Annotated in this window: 25 protein-coding genes; 4 read left to right on the forward strand and 21 right to left on the reverse strand. The window is 69.7% G+C overall.

Translation table 11 applies throughout. The annotated features are described in order from the left end of the window. Nucleotides 1–9 precede the first annotated feature (9 nt). From ACWC09_RS26260 to ACWC09_RS26360, 21 genes are all read right to left on the reverse strand, one after another. Nucleotides 10–2,109 carry a hypothetical protein gene (locus ACWC09_RS26260; protein WP_450853045.1) on the reverse strand — a complete coding sequence of 700 codons (2,100 nt, stop codon included), beginning with the start codon at nucleotides 2,107–2,109 and terminating at the stop codon, nucleotides 10–12. Nucleotides 2,110–2,122: 13 nt separating this feature from the next. Beyond that, nucleotides 2,123–2,479: a hypothetical protein gene (locus ACWC09_RS26265; RefSeq protein WP_450853046.1), complete on the reverse strand. Its 357-nt coding sequence runs from the start codon at nucleotides 2,477–2,479 to the stop codon at nucleotides 2,123–2,125. Nucleotides 2,480–2,500: 21 nt separating this feature from the next. After that, complete coding sequence (locus tag ACWC09_RS26270) at nucleotides 2,501–2,851, reverse strand: hypothetical protein (protein WP_450853047.1); 351 nt, start codon at nucleotides 2,849–2,851, stop codon at nucleotides 2,501–2,503. 2 nt (nucleotides 2,852–2,853) lie between these two features. Then, nucleotides 2,854–3,039: a hypothetical protein gene (locus tag ACWC09_RS26275; RefSeq protein ID WP_450853048.1), complete on the reverse strand. Its 186-nt coding sequence runs from the start codon at nucleotides 3,037–3,039 to the stop codon at nucleotides 2,854–2,856. 10 nt (nucleotides 3,040–3,049) lie between these two features. Beyond that, nucleotides 3,050–3,202 (reverse strand): hypothetical protein, encoded by a 153-nt coding sequence (locus ACWC09_RS26280; RefSeq protein WP_450853049.1) that lies wholly within the window; start codon nucleotides 3,200–3,202, stop codon nucleotides 3,050–3,052. A 269-nt stretch (nucleotides 3,203–3,471) separates the two neighbouring features. Next, the gene (locus ACWC09_RS26285; protein WP_450853050.1) at nucleotides 3,472–3,693 is read right to left on the reverse strand and encodes a MerR family transcriptional regulator; all 222 of its coding nucleotides are present in this window, start codon (nucleotides 3,691–3,693) and stop codon (nucleotides 3,472–3,474) included. Between the two features lie 130 nt (nucleotides 3,694–3,823). Then, nucleotides 3,824–4,537 carry a hypothetical protein gene (locus tag ACWC09_RS26290; protein WP_450853051.1) on the reverse strand — a complete coding sequence of 238 codons (714 nt, stop codon included), beginning with the start codon at nucleotides 4,535–4,537 and terminating at the stop codon, nucleotides 3,824–3,826. Continuing rightward, nucleotides 4,534–4,692 (reverse strand): hypothetical protein, encoded by a 159-nt coding sequence (locus tag ACWC09_RS26295; protein WP_450853052.1) that lies wholly within the window; start codon nucleotides 4,690–4,692, stop codon nucleotides 4,534–4,536. Before ACWC09_RS26295 ends, ACWC09_RS26290 begins: the two co-directional genes overlap by 4 nt. A gap of 265 nt (nucleotides 4,693–4,957) precedes the next feature. Then, a complete protein-coding gene (locus tag ACWC09_RS26300; RefSeq protein ID WP_450853053.1) occupies nucleotides 4,958–5,635 on the reverse strand; it encodes a restriction endonuclease in 678 nt (225 codons plus the stop codon). 17 nt (nucleotides 5,636–5,652) lie between these two features. Beyond that, nucleotides 5,653–6,195, reverse strand: a complete 543-nt coding sequence (locus tag ACWC09_RS26305) for a hypothetical protein (RefSeq protein WP_450853054.1) — start codon at nucleotides 6,193–6,195, stop codon at nucleotides 5,653–5,655. 103 nt (nucleotides 6,196–6,298) lie between these two features. Beyond that, nucleotides 6,299–6,427, reverse strand: coding sequence for a hypothetical protein (locus ACWC09_RS26310; RefSeq protein WP_450853055.1), 129 nt, complete (start codon nucleotides 6,425–6,427; stop codon nucleotides 6,299–6,301). Further along, entirely contained in the window at nucleotides 6,411–8,579 is a 2,169-nt protein-coding gene (locus ACWC09_RS26315; RefSeq protein ID WP_450853056.1) for a hypothetical protein, read from the reverse strand. Before ACWC09_RS26315 ends, ACWC09_RS26310 begins: the two co-directional genes overlap by 17 nt. Nucleotides 8,580–8,615: 36 nt before the next feature. Further along, nucleotides 8,616–10,577 (reverse strand): hypothetical protein, encoded by a 1,962-nt coding sequence (locus tag ACWC09_RS26320; RefSeq protein WP_450853057.1) that lies wholly within the window; start codon nucleotides 10,575–10,577, stop codon nucleotides 8,616–8,618. 286 nt (nucleotides 10,578–10,863) lie between these two features. Beyond that, nucleotides 10,864–12,060 (reverse strand): hypothetical protein, encoded by a 1,197-nt coding sequence (locus ACWC09_RS26325; RefSeq protein ID WP_450853058.1) that lies wholly within the window; start codon nucleotides 12,058–12,060, stop codon nucleotides 10,864–10,866. A 32-nt stretch (nucleotides 12,061–12,092) separates the two neighbouring features. Then, a complete protein-coding gene (locus ACWC09_RS26330; RefSeq protein ID WP_450853059.1) occupies nucleotides 12,093–12,236 on the reverse strand; it encodes a hypothetical protein in 144 nt (47 codons plus the stop codon). 167 nt (nucleotides 12,237–12,403) lie between these two features. Next, nucleotides 12,404–12,646, reverse strand: coding sequence for a hypothetical protein (locus tag ACWC09_RS26335; RefSeq protein ID WP_450853060.1), 243 nt, complete (start codon nucleotides 12,644–12,646; stop codon nucleotides 12,404–12,406). Nucleotides 12,647–12,667: 21 nt separating this feature from the next. After that, complete coding sequence (locus ACWC09_RS26340; RefSeq protein WP_450853061.1) at nucleotides 12,668–13,069, reverse strand: hypothetical protein; 402 nt, start codon at nucleotides 13,067–13,069, stop codon at nucleotides 12,668–12,670. Beyond that, entirely contained in the window at nucleotides 13,066–13,452 is a 387-nt protein-coding gene (locus ACWC09_RS26345; RefSeq protein ID WP_450853062.1) for a hypothetical protein, read from the reverse strand. The genes ACWC09_RS26340 and ACWC09_RS26345 overlap by 4 nt, the downstream gene beginning before the upstream one ends. A gap of 5 nt (nucleotides 13,453–13,457) precedes the next feature. After that, nucleotides 13,458–13,790, reverse strand: coding sequence for a hypothetical protein (locus ACWC09_RS26350; protein ID WP_450853063.1), 333 nt, complete (start codon nucleotides 13,788–13,790; stop codon nucleotides 13,458–13,460). Beyond that, nucleotides 13,790–13,978 carry a hypothetical protein gene (locus ACWC09_RS26355; RefSeq protein ID WP_450853064.1) on the reverse strand — a complete coding sequence of 63 codons (189 nt, stop codon included), beginning with the start codon at nucleotides 13,976–13,978 and terminating at the stop codon, nucleotides 13,790–13,792. The genes ACWC09_RS26350 and ACWC09_RS26355 overlap by 1 nt, the downstream gene beginning before the upstream one ends. After that, nucleotides 13,978–14,382 carry a hypothetical protein gene (locus tag ACWC09_RS26360; protein WP_450853065.1) on the reverse strand — a complete coding sequence of 135 codons (405 nt, stop codon included), beginning with the start codon at nucleotides 14,380–14,382 and terminating at the stop codon, nucleotides 13,978–13,980. The genes ACWC09_RS26355 and ACWC09_RS26360 overlap by 1 nt, the downstream gene beginning before the upstream one ends. A 173-nt stretch (nucleotides 14,383–14,555) precedes the next feature. On the opposite strand from ACWC09_RS26360, the gene ACWC09_RS26365 reads away from it, so the two are divergent. The 4 genes from ACWC09_RS26365 (at nucleotide 14,556) to ACWC09_RS26380 (ending at nucleotide 18,059) form a co-directional block, all read left to right on the forward strand. Beyond that, the gene (locus tag ACWC09_RS26365) at nucleotides 14,556–14,831 is read left to right on the forward strand and encodes a hypothetical protein (protein ID WP_450853066.1); all 276 of its coding nucleotides are present in this window, start codon (nucleotides 14,556–14,558) and stop codon (nucleotides 14,829–14,831) included. 72 nt (nucleotides 14,832–14,903) lie between these two features. After that, nucleotides 14,904–16,226: a helix-turn-helix domain-containing protein gene (locus ACWC09_RS26370; RefSeq protein ID WP_450853067.1), complete on the forward strand. Its 1,323-nt coding sequence runs from the start codon at nucleotides 14,904–14,906 to the stop codon at nucleotides 16,224–16,226. 202 nt (nucleotides 16,227–16,428) lie between these two features. Beyond that, nucleotides 16,429–16,731: a hypothetical protein gene (locus ACWC09_RS26375; RefSeq protein WP_450853069.1), complete on the forward strand. Its 303-nt coding sequence runs from the start codon at nucleotides 16,429–16,431 to the stop codon at nucleotides 16,729–16,731. A 341-nt stretch (nucleotides 16,732–17,072) separates the two neighbouring features. Beyond that, nucleotides 17,073–18,059, forward strand: coding sequence for a hypothetical protein (locus ACWC09_RS26380; protein WP_450853071.1), 987 nt, complete (start codon nucleotides 17,073–17,075; stop codon nucleotides 18,057–18,059). The last annotated feature ends 79 nt before the right edge of the window (nucleotides 18,060–18,138 follow it).

Consider the following 18,138-nt stretch of genomic DNA (forward strand, 5'->3'; position numbering starts at 1 on the left):
CCTTCCGGGTCAGACGGCGTACCAGCCCCAGCTGGTGCCGTTGAAGAGGGCCTGGACGCGGAGTGTCTGCCCGGTGGTGACGGTTGCGGTGGTGGTGCCGGTGCCGCTGGTGGTGTAGATGAGCTGGCTGGACGTGGTCGCCACGGTGAGGTTGCTGCTGCCGATGTTCTTGAAGACGTATTCGACCGGGTTGAAGTCGGCGGCGGGGAGGGTGCCGGTGAAGGCGCCGGCGGTGGTGTCGCAGATGAGGGTGCGGTCGATGGGCGAGCAGGTGAACGCGCCGGTCTTTCGCTTGATCGGCCTGGGCACCTGGCCGTTGGAGATCGCCAGCCCGGTCGGCGCCGAGACGCTGACACCCGACTCGGTGAACAGGCCGGTCAGGTTGATCGGGCCCAGGGCCGCGTTCATGGCTGCCGTTGAGCTGCCCGCGAAGGTGGGGGTGCTGGATTCGGTGCTGATGTTCGCTCGGACTGTCGGCCCGACCCCGCCGCTGCCTGCGCCGATGACGTACAGCTCGTTGATGCACGCCTCGATGCTGGCCGAGGCGACGTCCATGGCGTGGACGGATCCGACTGATCCGGCGTAGGTGCCGATCGCGCAGATCGCCGCCCAGCAGTACAGGATCATCAGCCGTTCGCACACTGTGTGTTCGGTGAGGAAGAAGCTGTAGGTGTAGCCGCCGCCGCAGGAGATGTTGCGGGCCACGACGTGGTCGTTGTTGCCGGGCGCGGGCAGCAGTAGCCCGACGGAGAGGCCGGTGCCGAAGACGCCTGGCGACGTGTAGTCCGTTGAGGGTGACGCGACGGTGCCGAGGGTGCCGTAGCCCACGTTCTCGACGTAGGCGTTGGCGACGCCCCACAGGTTGAGGGCGCCGTAGGTGAGGCCGTAGGCGCTGTGCGTCGTCAGGATCGCCAGGTTCTTCACGACGACCTGCATGTTGCTGAAGTTCGCGGCGACGCCGTACCCGGATGCCTCGTTGGGACCGCAGATCACTGCCGGGTTTCCGTGCGCGTTGATGTCGGAGATCTGCGCTGCGGTGGAGGCGTAGACGCCGGCGGAGATGATGCAGGCGCCGGTGAACTGCGGGACCCCTTGGAGCCAGTGGCGGACGGCTGCGGCGCCGTCGGTGGGGCCGAGGAACATCAGCGTCTTCTTCTGGCCGCTGGTTGCGACGGGTCCGAAGACGATCTGTCCGTTGCCGCTCTTCGACGTGTTGAGGGCTCCGGCGTTCATGTACGCGCCGGGCGGGATCCACACGACGGCGAGTGGGTTCCCTGCTGACAGGTAGGCCGTGGCGGCGTCTGTCGCGGCCTGCATTCCGGTGCCGAGGTCGGTGCCCCAGACGACTTTCGCGGCGGTGATGTTGCCGCCTGAGGCGTTCGGCAGGGACAGGGTGACCTGGTTGGCGCTCTGCCGGGACTGCACGACTGCGACCAGGCTGGTGACGCCGAGGGCGCCCGCCAGGTTGACGATGATGGTCTTGCCGGCGATGTTGGATTCGAACTGGCCGGAGGCGCTGGTGAGGACGGTGGACCCGGTGCTCATGGCGCCGTCGGAGACGGCCTTGGCGTCGGCTGTGGCGCCGTACTTGGTGACGTCGAAGACCCAGGGCTGGAGCGGCTGGTATTTGCTGGCCGCGTCCGAGATCGCTGCGCTGAGGGCGGCTGAGGCGGCGCCTGTGGCGTCGTAGGCGGTGTTGGCGCGGGTGACCTCGGCGGTGATCTTTCCGTCGGTGTAGGTGTTCGCGCTGCTGAGCGCGGTGGTCGCTGCTGCGGATGCTGCGCCGGCTGCGTCGAAGTCGCCAGTCGCGTGGGTGGCTGCCGATCCGAGGCCGAGGTTGCCGCGCGCCGTTGCCGCGTTTTGTACGTCACTCAGGTTGTTCGCGGCGAGGAGCGCGCCGACGGCGCCGCCGCCGACGGAGACTCCGCTGCCCGGCCATGCCCCGGACGTCTTGGGCCCGTAGAGGATGGCGGTGGTCGGGTATCCGGTGGTGTCGATGTAGTAGTCGCCGTTGATGCCGACGGTGGGGCCTGGCGTGCCGGTGCCGGAGAGGACGGTGTTGCCGCGGGGGCCTTGGACTCCGGTCGGGGAGACGATCACGTCGGGCACGGGGCATCTCCTCTCACGGGGCGGCGACGGGCTGCGTGTTGAAACGGCCGGCGGCCCAGGGGATGTCCTGGCCGGTGCCGGGGTTGGACCACAGGGCGTAGGCGCGGGAGGCCTTGCCGAGGGGTCTGGTGGCGGCGTCGGTGAGGACGACCTGCACGGTCCGCGCGGCGGTGTCGACGGTGATCCAGCCCTGGGCGGTGATCGTGGTGGTGACTTCGATGAGGGCGGGCTGGGTGGTGTCGACGGCGGTGGGGCGGATGACGAATTCCCAGGTGAGGCCGGTGATGTCGGTGTCGGGGAATTGGAAGGTTTGTGCCCATTGGCCGCCGGCGGGGGCGGTGAGGTTGGCCTGGATGGGGAGGGTGGTCATGGGTTGCCGCCTCCCCTGGGTCTACGAGAATTCGTGGGCGACGAATTCATGGCCGCAGGACTGGAAGATCTCAGCCGTTTTGGCCCTGCAGCCTGGATGAAACCCCAGGTGGGAGCCGCTGTCTCTGTTCCGCTCAATCAGACGGAGGAGGTCGATGAGGGAGTGCTCGTCGCCGCCCTCGTCGATGATCCTGCCGGAGGCGGCGCGGCTGACCCAGTGGGCGAATGCTTCCGGGTGAGGCCAGGCGGGGTCTGCGTGGAAGAGGAATCGCCAGCCGATGCTGCTCTTCCCGAGGTGATGCCGCTCCACGGCGGTGCAGTGCTCGCAGGCGTTCGGGCAGGAGGAGGCGTCGACGTAGTAGTTGGTGCCCACGACTACTCCTCGGGGAGCGGGTTGGTGTTGGGCCAGGTGTGGTCGTCGCCCATGGCGGGCGGCGTGTGCACGAGGTGATCGCCCCGGTGCCGGTCCTCGGGGTCATCCGGTGAACCCCAGTGGACGCACTGGAGGTTCAGCGGCTCGCCGGCGACGGTGAGCGTGTCGGTCGCGGGGCAGCGGGCCATCGGGACCTCCTCAGTGGGTTTGCAGGGTGTGGACGGTGGTGGGGAGGAGCCAGAGGGCGAGTCCGGCGTAGGCGAGGCGGTCGCGGTGGGGGATGTTCCCGGGGAGGACGGTGGCGAGGAGCAGCAGGGCGAAGGCGATGTTGTAGCAGAACACCTGGAGCATGAACACTCCCGTGGGGTGAAGTCCCGCCGCCCGGGGTGGGGACCGGTCGGGCGGCGGGACGTTCGGGGCCTGAGCGGCTGGCTCCGGTCTGGGGGTGGGCCGTCCGCCCGGTCACCCTTCCCAAGGGCCGGGCGGACGGTGGGCCGGCGCGATGCGCTCAAGGCCCGTCCTGCGGCGCCCTCCGCAGGAGATCAGGGAGCACAGGGGTGGAGTAGTCCGCCGCCGGCCGCGACCCTCAACGCAAGGCGGCGGCGGACTACTGAGGACGGTCAGACAGCCGTGTAGGTGCGGCGGGCTCGTTCCCGGGTGGCCTTCTCCGCCTTCACCACGTCGATGGCGCGGTACTTCGGGGTGCGGCACTTCTCGGAGTTGGCCCGCTTGAGGTGGCCCCGGTGGGCCCAGATCCGAATGACGCCGGGGTCCACTCCCGCAGCCTGTGCGGCTTCAGCTGTGGTCCAGAGCGTGGTCTGGAGGTCGCCGTCGAAGTCCATGAAGCTGCCTCCTCTGGGGAAACGAGAAAGGCCCCGAAGTCGGGGACTCCGGAGCCTCAGCAGCTTTTGGGCATACCTGTACGCCGGAGAAGTTACGCGTAACGCTTGATCTCTGTCAACTCGTTCCTGCTCACGCGGCGTTGGCCATGCGGGATTGGTCGGCGAGGCGGTGGGTGTGGTCGTGGTACTCGGTGGGGGTGAGGAGGAGCTGGCAGTTGATGTTGCGGCATTCGATGTAGTCGTCGCCGTCGGCCCGGTACAGGGTGAGGAGCTCGCAGCGCGGGCAGGGGATGCGGTGGTGTTCGAGGCGTGCGTCGCGGCGGGTGAACCGGGTCGCGGCGCGGTGCCAGCCGCCGATCTGGGCGGCGGGGTTGGCGGACAGCCGGTCGTGGATTTCGTGCGCGGCGGGGTGTTCGGCGAGCGCCCAGTTGAGGTGGGCGGTGAGGAACTGGACGGCGGCGGCCGCGTTGCGGGCTTCGCTTCCGCGGGCGGGCCGGTGGCGGAAGCGGCGCAGCTCGCGGATGTCGTCCTCGAGTTCCAGGAGCGCGCCGACGATGTGGTCGGTGAGGAGGCGGGAGGCTTGGCCGGGCCAGGCGGGGATGTGGATGCGGCCGATGGTGCCCGTAGCTTTCGGGGCGGTGCCGTAGACGGCCTCGAGGCCGATCGCCACGATCAGTTCGGGGAGTTCGGCGAGTTGCGCGTGGGTGCGGTGGGTGCAGCGGGGGCAGTGGACGGGCTGGCCCCAGGTGACGGGTATGTCGTGGGGGGTGCCGTCGATGGCGCTGGCGGCTTCGGCGTGGCGCCAGGCGTTGTTGCAGCCTCCGGGGCACGGGGTGGGGCTCACTTCCCACCGCCCATGCCGGCGGTGACGATGGCGATGAGGAGTTGCATGGCCTGCTGGTCGGTGAATCCGGCGTCGACGTAGGCGGTGTACAGCTCGTGGTTCTGGGCGGCCATGGCGGCGAGTTCGGTGATCGGGGAGTCGTGGTCGTCGGGCACGGTGGGCCTCCCGGGGCGCGTGAGGGTGTGGTTCCACCTTGATGCTGCCGCGTTAGGCGGGGTTTGTCCGAGCCGCCTTCCCCCGTGGCTGCTGACGTCCTGCTGGTTCGTGGGGTGTGGGTCGGCCCCCGCCGTCCGGGGGCGGATGGCGGGGGCCGTGGGGTGTGGGCTTGGGGCGGGGGGACGGCCGAAGCTCCACACGTTGATGCTGCCGCAGGTTCGACGGTTTGTCTGACCCGCCTTCCCCCCTCCCCCGCTCCGGGGGCTACCAGGGGGCGTGACCGCCGTTGGCCCACTGTTCGAGGGCGTGGCCGTCGATGAGGCGGATGGGGGCGGGCAGGAGGGCGTTGGTCTGCACGGCGGATGCGGTGAAGGTGGCGGTGGTGACGATGACTGCGGCGTGGCAGTGGTGGATGTCGCGGTAGACGCCGTTGATGGTCTGGATGGTCTCGGAGCCGACGTTGTTGCCGTGGCGGTACTTCTTGCACTGGACGAGGATGCGGCGGCCGTCTCGGAGTTGGACGAGGACGTCGGCGCCGCGGTCGTTGGCTTGTCCTACCTGTTCGGCGTGGGTGACGCGGTGGTCTTCGCGGGCGAGGGCGGCGATGGCTTTCTCGAATTGGTAGGGCTGCATGTTCTGGAAGGCGGTGAGGGTGCGGTGTCCGCGGGTGGGGAGGTGGGTTCGGCGGGCGGAGATGGCGTTGGCGAGGGCGGCGGCGCGGCCGATGAGCGGGTGGAGGCGTCGGGGCCGTACGACGGCGAGGATGACTGCTGTGACTATCAGTGCGGTGACGAGGGCGGTGTAGAGGGGCCAGGTCTTGGCGGCGCCGAGGATGACGATGCCGGCGATGAGCCAGCTCCAGCCGGGGCGGGGTAAACGCTGTCGGCGTGCGGGGCGGGTGGGGGTCTTGCGGGTGCGTCGGGTGGTGGCGGGCGCGCTCAAGGGAGGTCTCCGGAGGGCTAGTGGGCGGGCGGGAGTTCGGGCTGGTTGCCGGTGTAGGCGATGACTCCGGTGGTGCGGTTGTGGAGGTGCTGTTGCCGGTTGTCCTGCTGGATGGGACCGCTGTAGTACTGGTTGATCTGCGGCGGGGCGGCTTCGACGACTTCCTTGGTGCGCTTGGCAAGGCTGATCAACGCGGCGATGGGGACGGCGAACCCGATGGGGGCGCCGAAGACGATGCCGCAGACGACGGGGTCGGCCCATCGGGAGGCGAGCATGATGAGGGCGACGCTTCCGCTGGTCAGGGCGGTGGCGACGCTGGTGGACAGGACGCGGACGGCGTAGTCGACGGCGGCTCTGCTCTGGGGTGGGATTCCGGGCTGGGCCACGGGCGGTGTGGTGCCGATGGTGGGGGTGGGGGTGGGGTCGCGGAAGGACGTGGCACCGGGGCGGGTGGCCATGATGCTTTCGATGTCGGCGAGGAAGGCTTGGGCGGCTGCTGCGGCTTCGGGCTGCCCGGCCGGGGTGGCGGTGGGCTGCGGGTAGTGGCCGGGCTGGTTCACGGGAGGGGTCCTTTTCGGCGGCTGGCGGGCGGTGAGGTGGTGGTTCGGGATACAGAAAGCCCCCGGGTACGACCCGGGGGCTTTCCTGGTCGCGTGGTGGTGCCTAGTCGGTGTCCTCGTCGTCGACGGATCCCGACTGCTCGTTGAAGTAGATGGCGGCGAAGCGCACGGCGGAGCTTTCGCTCAGGCCGGCCTTCTTCAGGGCGGCGATCAGCTCAGTGATGTGGAGCATCGCCTCTTCCATCGGGGTCATCTTCAGGTCCGGGAATTCGTCCGGCATGGGGAACCTCACCGCTCTCGACTGCCGCGTAGGTTCCATCATGACCCCTGGTCAGCTTGTCCTGTAGGCCGAGTTTCGCGCACAGGTCACGGAAGGTCCGCTCGGACAGGTCGTAGCCGGCCTTGACCATCAGCGGGTACACCTCGGACGGCTTCACGGGCCGCCCCATCGAGGCGAACAGTTCGACGGCGAGGGCGTCGTTCGACTTCGGCCTGGCGGACGTCTTCGCGAGTTCGATCGCCGCCTCCTGCGCGGCGAGCCGGTCGAGTTCGTCGTCGTCGAGGATGTCCTCGCTCAGGCGGGGGATGTCGGCCGCCGACCCGGACGACGGGGGTGTGATCGGGTCGCCATCGTCGTCCTTGAGGCGGCCCAGGAGCAGGTCGTAGGAGGCGGGGGTCTCCCACGACTGGTAGAGCTCCCACACCGATTCGTGCATGCGGTCCGGGGTGACGTTGCCGTGGGAGTCGCCGCGCAGGTTGGGGATGATGCGGGCCCAGCGCTGCGACCAGGCCAGGCCCATCGCTTTGGCGGTGATGGGGTCCATCTGGGGGCGGATGTCGGAGAGTTGCCGGGCCGCGTCCATGAACAGGGTGGACATGCGGTTGAAGTCGTCGGTGCCCTCGGTGAAGGCTTCGGCCATGGTGGCGTACGCCTTCGCGGGCATGGGCTGGTAGGGGCCCTTGGTGGCGGACATGTAGACGACGGTTCCCGGGTCGGTGAAGAGCGCCATGTCGGGGGCGCCGTGTCCGGGGTAGAGCATGTCGAGCTCGGACGCGTTGTTGGTGCGCAGGCCGATCCGGCCGGGGGTGAGTTCGTCCATGGCGGCGGTGATGTAGTCGCGGGTGGCGCGCAGGCCGGTGTTGGAGACGCGGACGTTGACGGAGCGGCCCTCCGCGATGATCCAGTCGATGCCGTCGAGGACTGCGTCGGACATGGACTTCGTCTCGTCGACGCGGATGTGGATGGCGGGGATGTCGGGACGGGCGGGCAGGTTGTCGAGGTCTTCGTCTTCGAGGAGGTCGGCGTACTCGGTCTTGCGGGCGGCGATCGCCTCGCGGGCGGCCCGGACGGCGAGGAGGCATTCGTCGTCGGTGGTGCACGGCCAGTCGATGAGGGGGACGCCGATGCCGTGCCGCAGCCACGGGTTGACGAACACCGCGGACATTTTCGCGGAGGTGTCGAGGTCGATGACGATGGCGTCGACGCAGCGGACCAGGCCGAGCCCGAGGGTCTTCATGAGGGCGGTCTTGCCGGAGCCCTGCGCGCCGATGGCGATGAAGCCTTCGTCTTTGAGGTTGAGGCCGGCTTCTTCGCCGGTGCCGATGACGCCGAACCCGACGGGCTTGTTGATGGTGGTGGGGGTGAGGCGCGGGTAGGGGATGGCCCCGGACATCATGTTCTTCTCGGTGACGGCGATGAAGACGACGTTGCGGGGGGTGGTGGGGCCGCCGGCGTTGAAGGAGATGCCGCCGCCCTTGGGGAGGTGGAGGGCGCCGGCGAGGGCGGCCTCGTAGCCGCGGAGGGCGTCGACGTTCATGTGCGCGGGCAGCGTGACCTTCACGGTGTATCCGGCGCCGGAGCGCCAGCGGTCGATGACCGGGTCCGCTACGGCGCCTTCGATGCCGCAGATGTCCTCCAGGAGCTTCGCCCACCCGTCCTGGGCCTGCTTGATGGTGGCGCCCGTCTCGAGGCGGCGGTCCAACTCCTTTTCGGCGGCGCGGGTGTGCTCACCCCACCGGTCCATGCCGATGTTGACGGCGGCGCCGGTCGCCCAGATCGCGCCTCCGAAGACCATCGTGAGCAGGGTGGGGCCTTCGGCGAGGGTGTAGGACAGCCAGCCGGTGGTGGACAGCCAGGCTGCGGCGCGGGCGACGGTGACGCGCCGCCAGGAGCCGCGGGCTTTCTCGTAGGCGACGGCCGCGCCGGTGCACAGGAGGCCCGCGCCGGCGCCGGCTTCCCAGGGGATGTTGGCGAGGGGGGCGATCAGGGCGGTGGCGACGCCGAGTTCGCTGCCCCATGCGACGAGCCGGCCGTGGGTGACGGCGTCGCGGCTGAAGTCCCAACGCTTTTCGGCCGGGGTCACCGACAACTCTGTGGTGGACACGGTCTTGGGTTCTCCTTTCGGTGCGGTCGGATCGGGTCAGTTGGATGAGCTGCGGCGGCCGGCGACGTCCCACTTGGACTCCGACCGCGGTCCCTTGCGGGGCCTCGCGTTCAGCTTCAGTTCGCGTGCGTGGGCTCGCTGGGCGGCCTTGATGGCCTTCTTCAGTTCGTCGGAGACGCTGCGGACCTTGGAGGCGGTGGCGCGGACGGTGTCGTCGACGACGCCCTCAGTGGGCCACGTGTTGACCATGCGCCGGTACAGCTTGGTGACGGAGTCGGCGACGACTTCGACGCCGGCGGCCGCCCCGGCGACCTCGGACAGCACGTTGACCATGTGACCTCGGGTGAAGCCCTTCATGAGGGTGATGAGTTTCTTGGTGCTGCCGTCGGAGGCGGGGACGAGCTTGCTGCCACCACCACCGCCGCCGCCTGCGGGTGCGGTGCCGGCCGGGAGGGCGAGACGCGCGGAGTGCGCGGAGGCGATCGCGGCGCGCAGCTTCGCGGCGTCGAGAGTGCCGGGCCCGTTGCGCAGGTTCCACCGTTCCTCGCCGATGCGGGGGTCGAGGACACGGATGATGTCCTCGCGGTGCGCCTGCACGAACACGACCATGATCGTGTCGGCCATGACGCCAGCGGAGCGGGCGGCGACGGCGGCGTTGTTCAGGTGCTTGACGACCGAGGGGTGCAGGGGCGCGGTGCGGGCGAGCGCGCGGGCGGCTTCCTGGACGGCGATGGACAGGTTCTTGCACATGTTCGGGATGCCGGTGAGTTCGACGATGTGGTCGGCCATGTCGGCGTCGCCGTCGTTGTACAGGCCGTGGGCGAGCTGGTCGGCCATCGCGCGCAGGATCGCGAAGGCGGTCGACGTGCGGAAGTCGACCTGGCGGGCGATGGCGGTGCCGGCGGTGCGGGTGCCGGCCGGGGCGGCCGCGATGGCGGGATAGTTCACGGGGGTGCTCCTTGGTGTCTCGGCTGCCGCGGTGAGGGCGAGCCGCTGGTTCTCGTGGTGGATTTCGAGGTCGATGCGCTGGTTGTGGTGGCGGATCACTTCGAGCTTCACCTGGCGCGGGTCGCCCATCGTCTGGTCGCGCGCTGCTTCTTCGGCGGCCTTCTTCCCGGCGGTGATGGCGGCGCGGCGCTTGTCCCGTTCGCGTTTGGCGCGGACGAGGGCGATGCGGTCCTCGTCGATGACCTCGCCGTCGATGACGTCGCCGGGCTTCCGGGTGGGCTTGGGGGGCAGGCCGTCGTCGACGATCTCCCCGTCGACGATGTCGTCTCCGAAGCTGCTGCCGCTGCCGCCTTTGGGGTGCTTGGGTTCGAGGCCGTCGCGGGCGGTGGCCGCCGAGGTGCCGGCTCCGGTCTTGCCCGTGCGGTCCTTGCGGTCCTTCTTCGGCTTGCCGGGCTTGTCCTTGTGGCCGCGGCCGCGCCAGGGCCGGTCGCTGTCGGGCTGCTTGCCCCGGTCGGTGACCTTGAGGCCGTCCCGCAGGCCGTCCTTGAGTCCCTTGGCGCCGCCGTTCTTCTTGCCGTTGAGGTCCTTGGTGGTGTCGTCGCCCTTGGGGCCCTTGCCGTGCTTGTCGTCCTTGCCGTGCTTGGGGTTCTTGTGGTCGCCGTCGTGCTTGCCCCGGTTCTTGAGCTTGTTGCCGAGGTCCTTGCCGAGCCTGTTGAGCTTGTCGGCGATCGGGTCCTTCGTCTTCGGCTTGCGGTGGGCGCCGTCGTGGCCGCTGCCGTTGGGGGTCTTGTGCCGGCCGCCCCCCGACCCGTTGCCGCCGCCGTTGTTGCCGCGTCCGTTGCCGCGGCCCTGGCTGCCGTTTCCGCCCGCTCCGCTGCCCCGGTCCGAGTTGTTGGTGCCGTCTCCGTTGCTGTTGGCGTCGTCCTCGGCGCGGCGGCTGCGCCACATCAGGGCGGCGAGCGCGGCCGGGGCGACGGTGCCGCCGACGATGGCGCCGACCGGTCCTCCGAGGAGGAATCCGAGGCCGATCGCCGCAGTCTCGCCGCTCACGCTGTGTGAGATCGCCGCGTATCCGTTTCGTAGGGAGTTGTCTGTGTTGTTCTGAGACGTCCTCGGGGCGGGGCGGGGCGGGGCGGCGCCACGACCCTGCTGAACCACCACGAGGGGGCTTCCTGAGCCGTTCTGGCCCCCGCCCCGCCCCGCCCCGCCGCCACCGATGTCACTGTGCGTAGCGTCCGGGGAGGTTGCGGAAGGGTCCAGCGTGAAGGGGGGAATCGTGTCTGCACTCACCGGGCGCTCCTCCTCTCGATGTGGGCCTGCTGGGGCTGGACAGCTGTCACGGGTTGCTCCCGGTGACCTTGGTGTGGACGTCCTTGTAGAGGGCGCGGATGTCGTCGGTCTTCAGTCCGTACCCGGCGTCGCGCCAGGCCTTCTCGAAGGCGTTCTGGGAAGGGGCGGGGCCGGTACCGCGGAGGTCGAAGTAGAGGTCGAAGGCGAGCCTGCGACGATCGGCTTCGCCCATGTCGGGCCTCTTGCTCGCCTGCGCCTCGCCCGGGTTCGCCTGCGCCTCGCCTCCGGCTCGCCCTGGTGCGCCCTCGCTGGTCACACGGGTGATGGGGTCGATTCCGGGGGGCAGTGCGCCCTGATCTTCCGAAACGGGGCGCAGGGAGCGGAGGGTGTAGTTCTCGGTGCGGTTCGGGAGGTTCTTGAAGGCGCCCATGCGGTCGATGCGGGTGGTGATCCGCATTTCGGTGCCGAGTTCGTCGAGGGTGTCGTCCAGGCCGTGGAAGGAGGCGTCGCCGGCGCGCATCAACGCCTTCTCGTAGCGGCGGGTGCCGAACGTGCCGACGGCCCACCAGGGCTTGCCGAGGGTGGCGAGGGAGACGAGGCGGTCCTGGGCGTTGCGGCGGCTGATCGCCTGAGCGTCCTGGCCGCGGGATCCGATGCCGAGGCGGCTCTCCAGCCGCTTGAGGCGGTCGCGCCACAGCCGGGCGAGCATCCCGTCCGACTTGATCTCAATCTTGCCGAGCTTGGCCTCGAGGCCGAGGAGCTTGTGGAGGCCGTAGGCGAGCATGACGGGGCCGACGATGCGGACGAACGCGGTGCCGATGTCCTCGTGCTGGAACCGGACGACCTCGAAGGCGCCGATCGCCTGGGCGAAGACGAGGAGGTAGGCCGCGCGGGCGGTGCTCTTGTCGTCGAAGGCCCACGAGTAGACGGTGAGACCGAGGACGATGCCCTCGAGCGCGAGGCCGACCGTGAGGGTCCAGGGGGCGACCATGTGGAGTCGCGCCTGGGCGAAGGCGATGGAGGTGTTGGCGGAGAGGCCGAAGCCGAGGAGGGCGACGAGGCCCATGCCGGTGAACCCGATGAGGGTGCGGCGCTTCTTGCTGTCGCGGGGGCGGCGGGTCGTGGTGCGGGGGCGGGTCTTGAGGGCGATGCGGTAGCCGAAGACGAGGGTGGTGAGGGCGAGGAGGCCGGCCCATGCCGCTACGGGCAGCTGCTCGGCCGCGTTCTGCACTGTGGAGAGCATGGGCGGGTCCCTTTCTGGTGTGAGGGGGCGGGTCAGGCGGTGGCGGGCTGCGGGGCGGGCTGCGGGGTGCCGAGGTAGGCGTCGATCTCGGCGAGGTTCAACTCGGTCTCGATGTCGGCGGCGCTCCAGGTGCTGGAGTCGTTGCCGTGGTCGTGGGCGAACTCGGGGCCGGTCATCTGCGGGTCCTTCCTGCGGGTTGTCGGGCGGCTGGGTGGTGGGTGCTGGGCTTGCGGGGGTCCGCACCGGTCGGGGGGAGTGGTCGGCCGATGCGGACTCCGGCGAGCCCTGGCGGGGTGGGGGCCCGGCCGTGTCGGCTCGGCACGGGCCCCCGGGGGCGGGGTCGTCAGTCGGTCGGGTGGGTGTGCTGCCTCCAGCCGCCGTCCGGGTAGCAGCCGGGCTTGGCGCCGTTACTGGCGGCCCGCTCGGCCTGCGCGATCGCTGCATACGCGGTGGCGGCGGCGAAGTGCTGCTCGGCACGCCGAGAGTCGGTGCCGATGTACTGCTCGCCCTCCTCGGCGTGCTCGACGGCCTTGGCGTAGGCCTCGGCGCCGGTGATCGTGGTGAGCTCGGCGGTCTGGACGGTCATATCGGTCTCCTCGGGTCGGTGTCAGATGCCGTCGATGGCGGCGCTGGTGTCGGATGCGGTCTGGTGCAGGTCGGGGTCGGCGAGCCAGTAGGCGGCGTTGGCCCCTTCGCGGCGCGCGGTCTTCTGGCGTTCGAGGTCGAGCGAGCGGAGTGCGGGGTTCGTGTCGGCGTCGGCCAACCGGGCGATGACCCGGCCGATGACGTTGACGAGGTTCAGGCCGTCGGATCCTCCGGCGAGGACGGCGACCAGGGTCTGGGTGCGGTCGATGCTGTGCCGACTGAGGGCGATGTGGCGGAGGCCGGCGAGGATCTGGTCGACGCCCGGGTCCTGGACGGCGGCGAGGTCCTCGAACAGGCCCTCAAGGTCCGTGTCGAGGGGCGGGATGGCGTTGTCGGCGGTGTGGACCCCGTGGTGCTGGTTCATGACTGCTGGCCGCCCTCGGACTTCAGGAACTCCACGAACTCGGCCGCCATGTCCTCGACGAGCTCGTCGGTGATGTCGTCCTGCGAAAGACGCGGCCAGGGGTCGCAGTCGTCCTCATCCATCGGGAGCGGAGCGGCGGCGATGTCGCTGTACGTCAGTTGGCGCTCGGTGTGAGAGATGAGGCTCATCGACAGGGCGCCGTCGGTGAGCGCGGTGACGTCTGCGGTGGACAGCCAGATGTCGGCGACGTACGTGCCGTCGGGCAGGCGGAGGGTGACCATCAGCGCCCGGTCGGTGTCGGGGCCCATCCCGGCGAGGGCGTGCCGCAGCTCGATCGCGGCCAACTCCTCGGAGGTCGGGATGCGGGGCGTCTCGTCAGCCATGTCGATCACCACTGTCCGAACGTGCAGACGATGGAGCAGCCGGACGCGGCGCAGTTGTGGTCGCGGATCTCCTGCGCATGCCGCTCGTCCTGCTCACGCCGGGACGGGGCCCAGCGGACCGGCTCGGCGCCCGCCTTCAGCTCCTCGCAGCGCGGGCAGCCGTCGACCTTCCGGCCGAAGACGACCTGGTGCGTGTGCTGCGTGGTCTTCGGGGTGTCGTCCTGCCGCGTAGCCCATCCGGACTGGACCGGGGCCGCGCCGTTGGCGAGCTCGGCGCAGCGCGGGCAACCCTCGACGTGGCGGCCGAAGTTCGGACCGTGCGAGTGCTTCGCGGCCATCACGCGGCACCTCCCCGGATGATGACGAGGAAGCTGTCCGAGCGGAGGTCCATGACGACCTCGGCGGGCTCACCGGCGGCACGGCGGGCGGCGGCGAAGTCCTCGGCGGGCCAGGAGCCGCGCGGGCCACCGGCGGGGAAGCGCTCCAGGACGGTGCGGTCGGGGTGCGACATCGCGACGGCGGCCATCACACGCTCACCGCCCGACGGATGCTGCGGGCGAGACGGCGGACGTCCCGGGCGTAGCTGGACGCGTACACGCCGGCGATGTACACCGGGCGGTCCCGGAAGTCCGCCCACGCGGCGGCACGGTTCTCCCGGCGCTCACGACGACGGCCCGCGTTCCGGTACGCGGCGGCCAGCAGGTAGTAGGAGTCGCGGGCGGCGGCGGCCTGGTCGGCCTGGTCCCACGGGACACCCGTCATGCGGGCCAGGGCGAGGTGCCCGGCGCGGTCGTCGTGCAGCCGGGCGGCGGTCGCCTCGGCGCACCGCATCTCGGCGAAGTGGAAGTTCGACGTGCGGGCCGGCACCTGGTGGACGAAGTCGCCGGGGTGCGGTGCCCTGGGAAGGGTTGTTGTGCGATCCTGCTTCACGGGATCAGCCTCCTGATAGCGCAGGTAGGGCGGTTCCACGTCCTTTGCGGTGCTTCCAACACCGCTCCGGACACACGACCCCGGGTCCGGCGAAAGCTGGCCCGGGGTCGTGCTGTATCTCCAGTAGACCACTGACGTAGACTTGGGTCAACATCATGGGGCAGAATGAAGACGTGCCGAAGAAGACCGAGGAAGGGAGGCCGCCAGAAATGGTGACGCTCGCCGAGATCGCGCGACGCGTCGATCTCAGCAAGCAGCGGGTCCAGCAACTCGCTCATCACGACCCGGACTTCCCGGTGCCCAAGGAGGAGTGGAAGAAGCTTGGCCGCTACTACCTCCTCCCGTGGGAGCCGGTGAAGGCTTACTTCGACGCCCGGAAGCCGGAACACGGCGTCCACTTCGCCAAGCGCGAGGAGCGGCGCAAGGCGGAGGGTGGCGACGAGTCGTGATGCCACAGCGGTGTCTCCAGAGGACGTGGATCAGTGCTGACTCCATGCCAGCACCGGTCACCGCAACCGGAGTTGATCGCGCTGTTGGCAACCATGGCCAAAGGAATCTGCCAACAGGACAGGAACGGGCATCCGGCGCATAAGCCGCAGGACGTACTGCCCGAGAGAACGGAGAGGAGGAACACTCGCCGCATGACCTTCCCGGAGCTGCTTCGTACGCTGCGTATGGAGGCCGGCATGTCGCTGGCCCGGTTGGCGCAGCACGTCCATTACGACCGCACGTCGCTGCACCACTTCGAGACCGGCCGCCGACCGGCCCCCCTCGAGGTCGCCGAGGCCGCCGATGAGGCACTGAACGCGGACGGCCAGCTGGTTGCCCAGTGGCAGCGCGAGGACCTGGCACGGCGCCAGGCGGCGGCCGAGCACCGTACGCGCGCGGCCGCACTGGCCATGTCGCGGGACCTGACCGCGCTCGCCGACCTGGACATCGCCGAGCTTCAGGAGGGTGTCGCCGTCACGGCGGTCGACTACCTGGCTTCCCCGCCCGGGCCGATGGTGGACCGGGCACACACGCTGCGCGGAGAGGCGTTCGAGCGGATCCGGTCCGGGCATCACCGGCCGCAGGATCGTTCGGACCTGTACGTTGCCGCCGGTCGCCTGTCGGGGGTGCTGTCGTACGCGTTGCTCGACATGGGCGACTCGGACGAAGCCCTCGAGCACGCGACGGCCGCGGGCCGGTGTGCAGAGTTCGCCGGGGACGCCGAGCTGGCGGCGTGGGTGGCCGGGACGAAGTCGCTGATCGCTCGGTTCCAGGGCGACTACGGGCGCGCGCTGGAGTACGTCCGGGACGGCTACCAGTGGGTGGGTCACGGGCAGGGCACCGGGGAGGCCCGGCTGCGCTGCGGTGAGGCCCAGTGCCTGGCCAACCTCGGCGACTCGAGGGCTGCCAACAGTGCGTTGGACGGCGCGGAGAAGGCGCGGGAGCGTATCCGACGGCCGGACACTCTGGGGGGCCTGTTCGGCTTCTCGAGGGCGAAGCAGTCGTACTACGCGGGATCGTCGCTGATCTGGCTGGAAGGCGGGCACGACGCGGAGCGCGCACAGCGTGAGGCGCTCGAGGCGATCGATCTGTGGCGTTCCGGCCCGGTGGAGGAACGGTCGCTGGACGATGAGCGGCTGGCCCACATCTACCTGGCTACGGCGCGGGTGCAGCTCGATGACGTCGAGGGGGCGGCCGATGCTCTGGCACCGGTCCTGTCGTTGCCTCTGGAAGAGCAGATTTCATGGATCGTGAAGCGGGCTGACCGGGTCGCGGGGATGCTGAGCGCCCCCAGGTACTCGGGCAATCAGACCGCTGCGGAGACCGTCGAGGCGATCAACGCCTTGGCGGCATGAGAGGAGGCGAGGACAGGATGCGTTCACCGCCCTGAACAGCAGAAACGGCCGACCGGTGGGTAAGACCGTCGACCGTTTCCACGCCGGCGCACTGCGAATGCGTACCGGCCTGCACAGCCGCCCTTTGAGGAAAGGAACTGCACATGCGAAGCCTGCCACATTCTTGCGTCCAACCCGAGATTAGCCCTGTGGGTATGGGCCGATGAGCGATGACCTGCCCCCGTTCGTCACGTTCACAACCGGCGCTGAGCTCCTGGTGGAACTCGGCCTCGTGGACAGCATCACGGCCGAAGGCCTCCGCTACCACGCCCGCAAAAAGCCGCCGCCGCCATGGTGGAGGTTCGGCGACCGCTCCGACCAGATCCCGTACGTCATGGTCGGCCCGGTCAGAACCATGGAGACCGGCGTCTTCCTGGAGATGTTCAAGGGCGGCCCGAAGCGGGGCGGCCTCGGCAACAAGCCACAGCCCAAGAGCAAGCCGGGGCAACGTTCCGCCGAATCCTGACTACGGTCAGTGTGTACGACGCGCAACTGGGATCACCGTGTTCGCAGCCACGGCCCGGAAACGCAGAACGGCCGGCAGGAGAGCCGCAGCAGCTCACCAACCAGCCGTTCGCACCACCAGTGGACTGCAATCCGCTGGCTCAATCGAACATCAGCACCTGAGAGTAGGTCTCGTTCAGTGACCAGAGTAGCGGTACTTCCCTCCGACGCGAGTATCAGCCGTGATGTGATCACTCACACGCGGGGCGGTGCGCTGTGACCGAAACGTCCGCGTACGAGACGTTCGACACCGGCAGCATCACGGCACGCGGCCCCATCGCCGGAGTCACGGTGCACGCCCACATGCGCAGCGGTCCGCACGCGCTGACCGAGCACCCGCTGGACCTGACCCTGGCCGTGGAGCTGATGTTCCTGTTCGCCGAGCAGGCCCGCCGAAGCCCGGACGAAGCGCCGCTGAAGGTGACCCCTCAGATCGTCCTGGAGCGGTTGCAGGCGGCCGGAGTACGCAGCGGGAACGGCTCGCGTCTGGTCGGCCGTGACGCGGTGTATGAGTCGTTCGCCAGGCTGCGCGCCAAGGGATACATCCGCCGGATCGTGGAGAGCGACGCCGCGACCGGGCAGCGCACGGGGGTCGCGTACGAGTTCTACGACTGGCCGGCCTGGAATCCGGATGCCCCGGCGATCGGTGAATCGTTGCAGGTCACGCCCACTTCCGGCATTGCCGGATCCGGTGATGCCGGATCCAGGCCCGGGAAACGGACAAAAAATGAATCAGCCCAGGTGGGAGCCACTTCCGGCAATGCCGGATCCGGTGATGCCGGAAGCTCGCCGTCTCCGCAGGTCACGCCCACTTCCGGCAATGCCGGATCCCCCCCACACCCCCCGGAGGAGGAGGATTCCTCCTCCCCCTACCCCCTCACGCGCACCTCGAGTGCGGTACAGCAACAGGACGATCAGTTCACGGCCGAGGAACTCGCTGCCGCGGCGGCCTTCCTGCAGCAGATGAAGCGCTGGCAGGCAGGCGGGGCGACGGCACGCAAGTGCGCTCCCCGGCTGCTGCGCACGATGCGCAAGCAGGGGTGGCCGGCGCTGGCCGAGTTGGACGACGAACAGGCCGCGCTGCTGGAGACGGAGATCCTGAAGAACACGGCCGGCGCAAAGTCCTGGATCAGGTGCCTGCCCGGATGGGTCGAAGACCTGCGCCTGTATGACCGCGTCCGGGCCCGCTCCGCTGTCGCGCAGGGCGCTGACGGGCGGGAGCGGTGCCCGGATCACCCGGCCCGCTACCGGGCTGGCTGCGCCGACTGCGCCATGGCCGTGCCGTCCTGACGACACGATGCGGGCCGCTCCCATGCCGGGGAGCGGCCCGCGAATTCCCCTGAACGCGCTTGACCGAACAGGAGACCAC

It is taken from the genome of Streptomyces sp. NPDC001617, assembly GCF_053596855.1.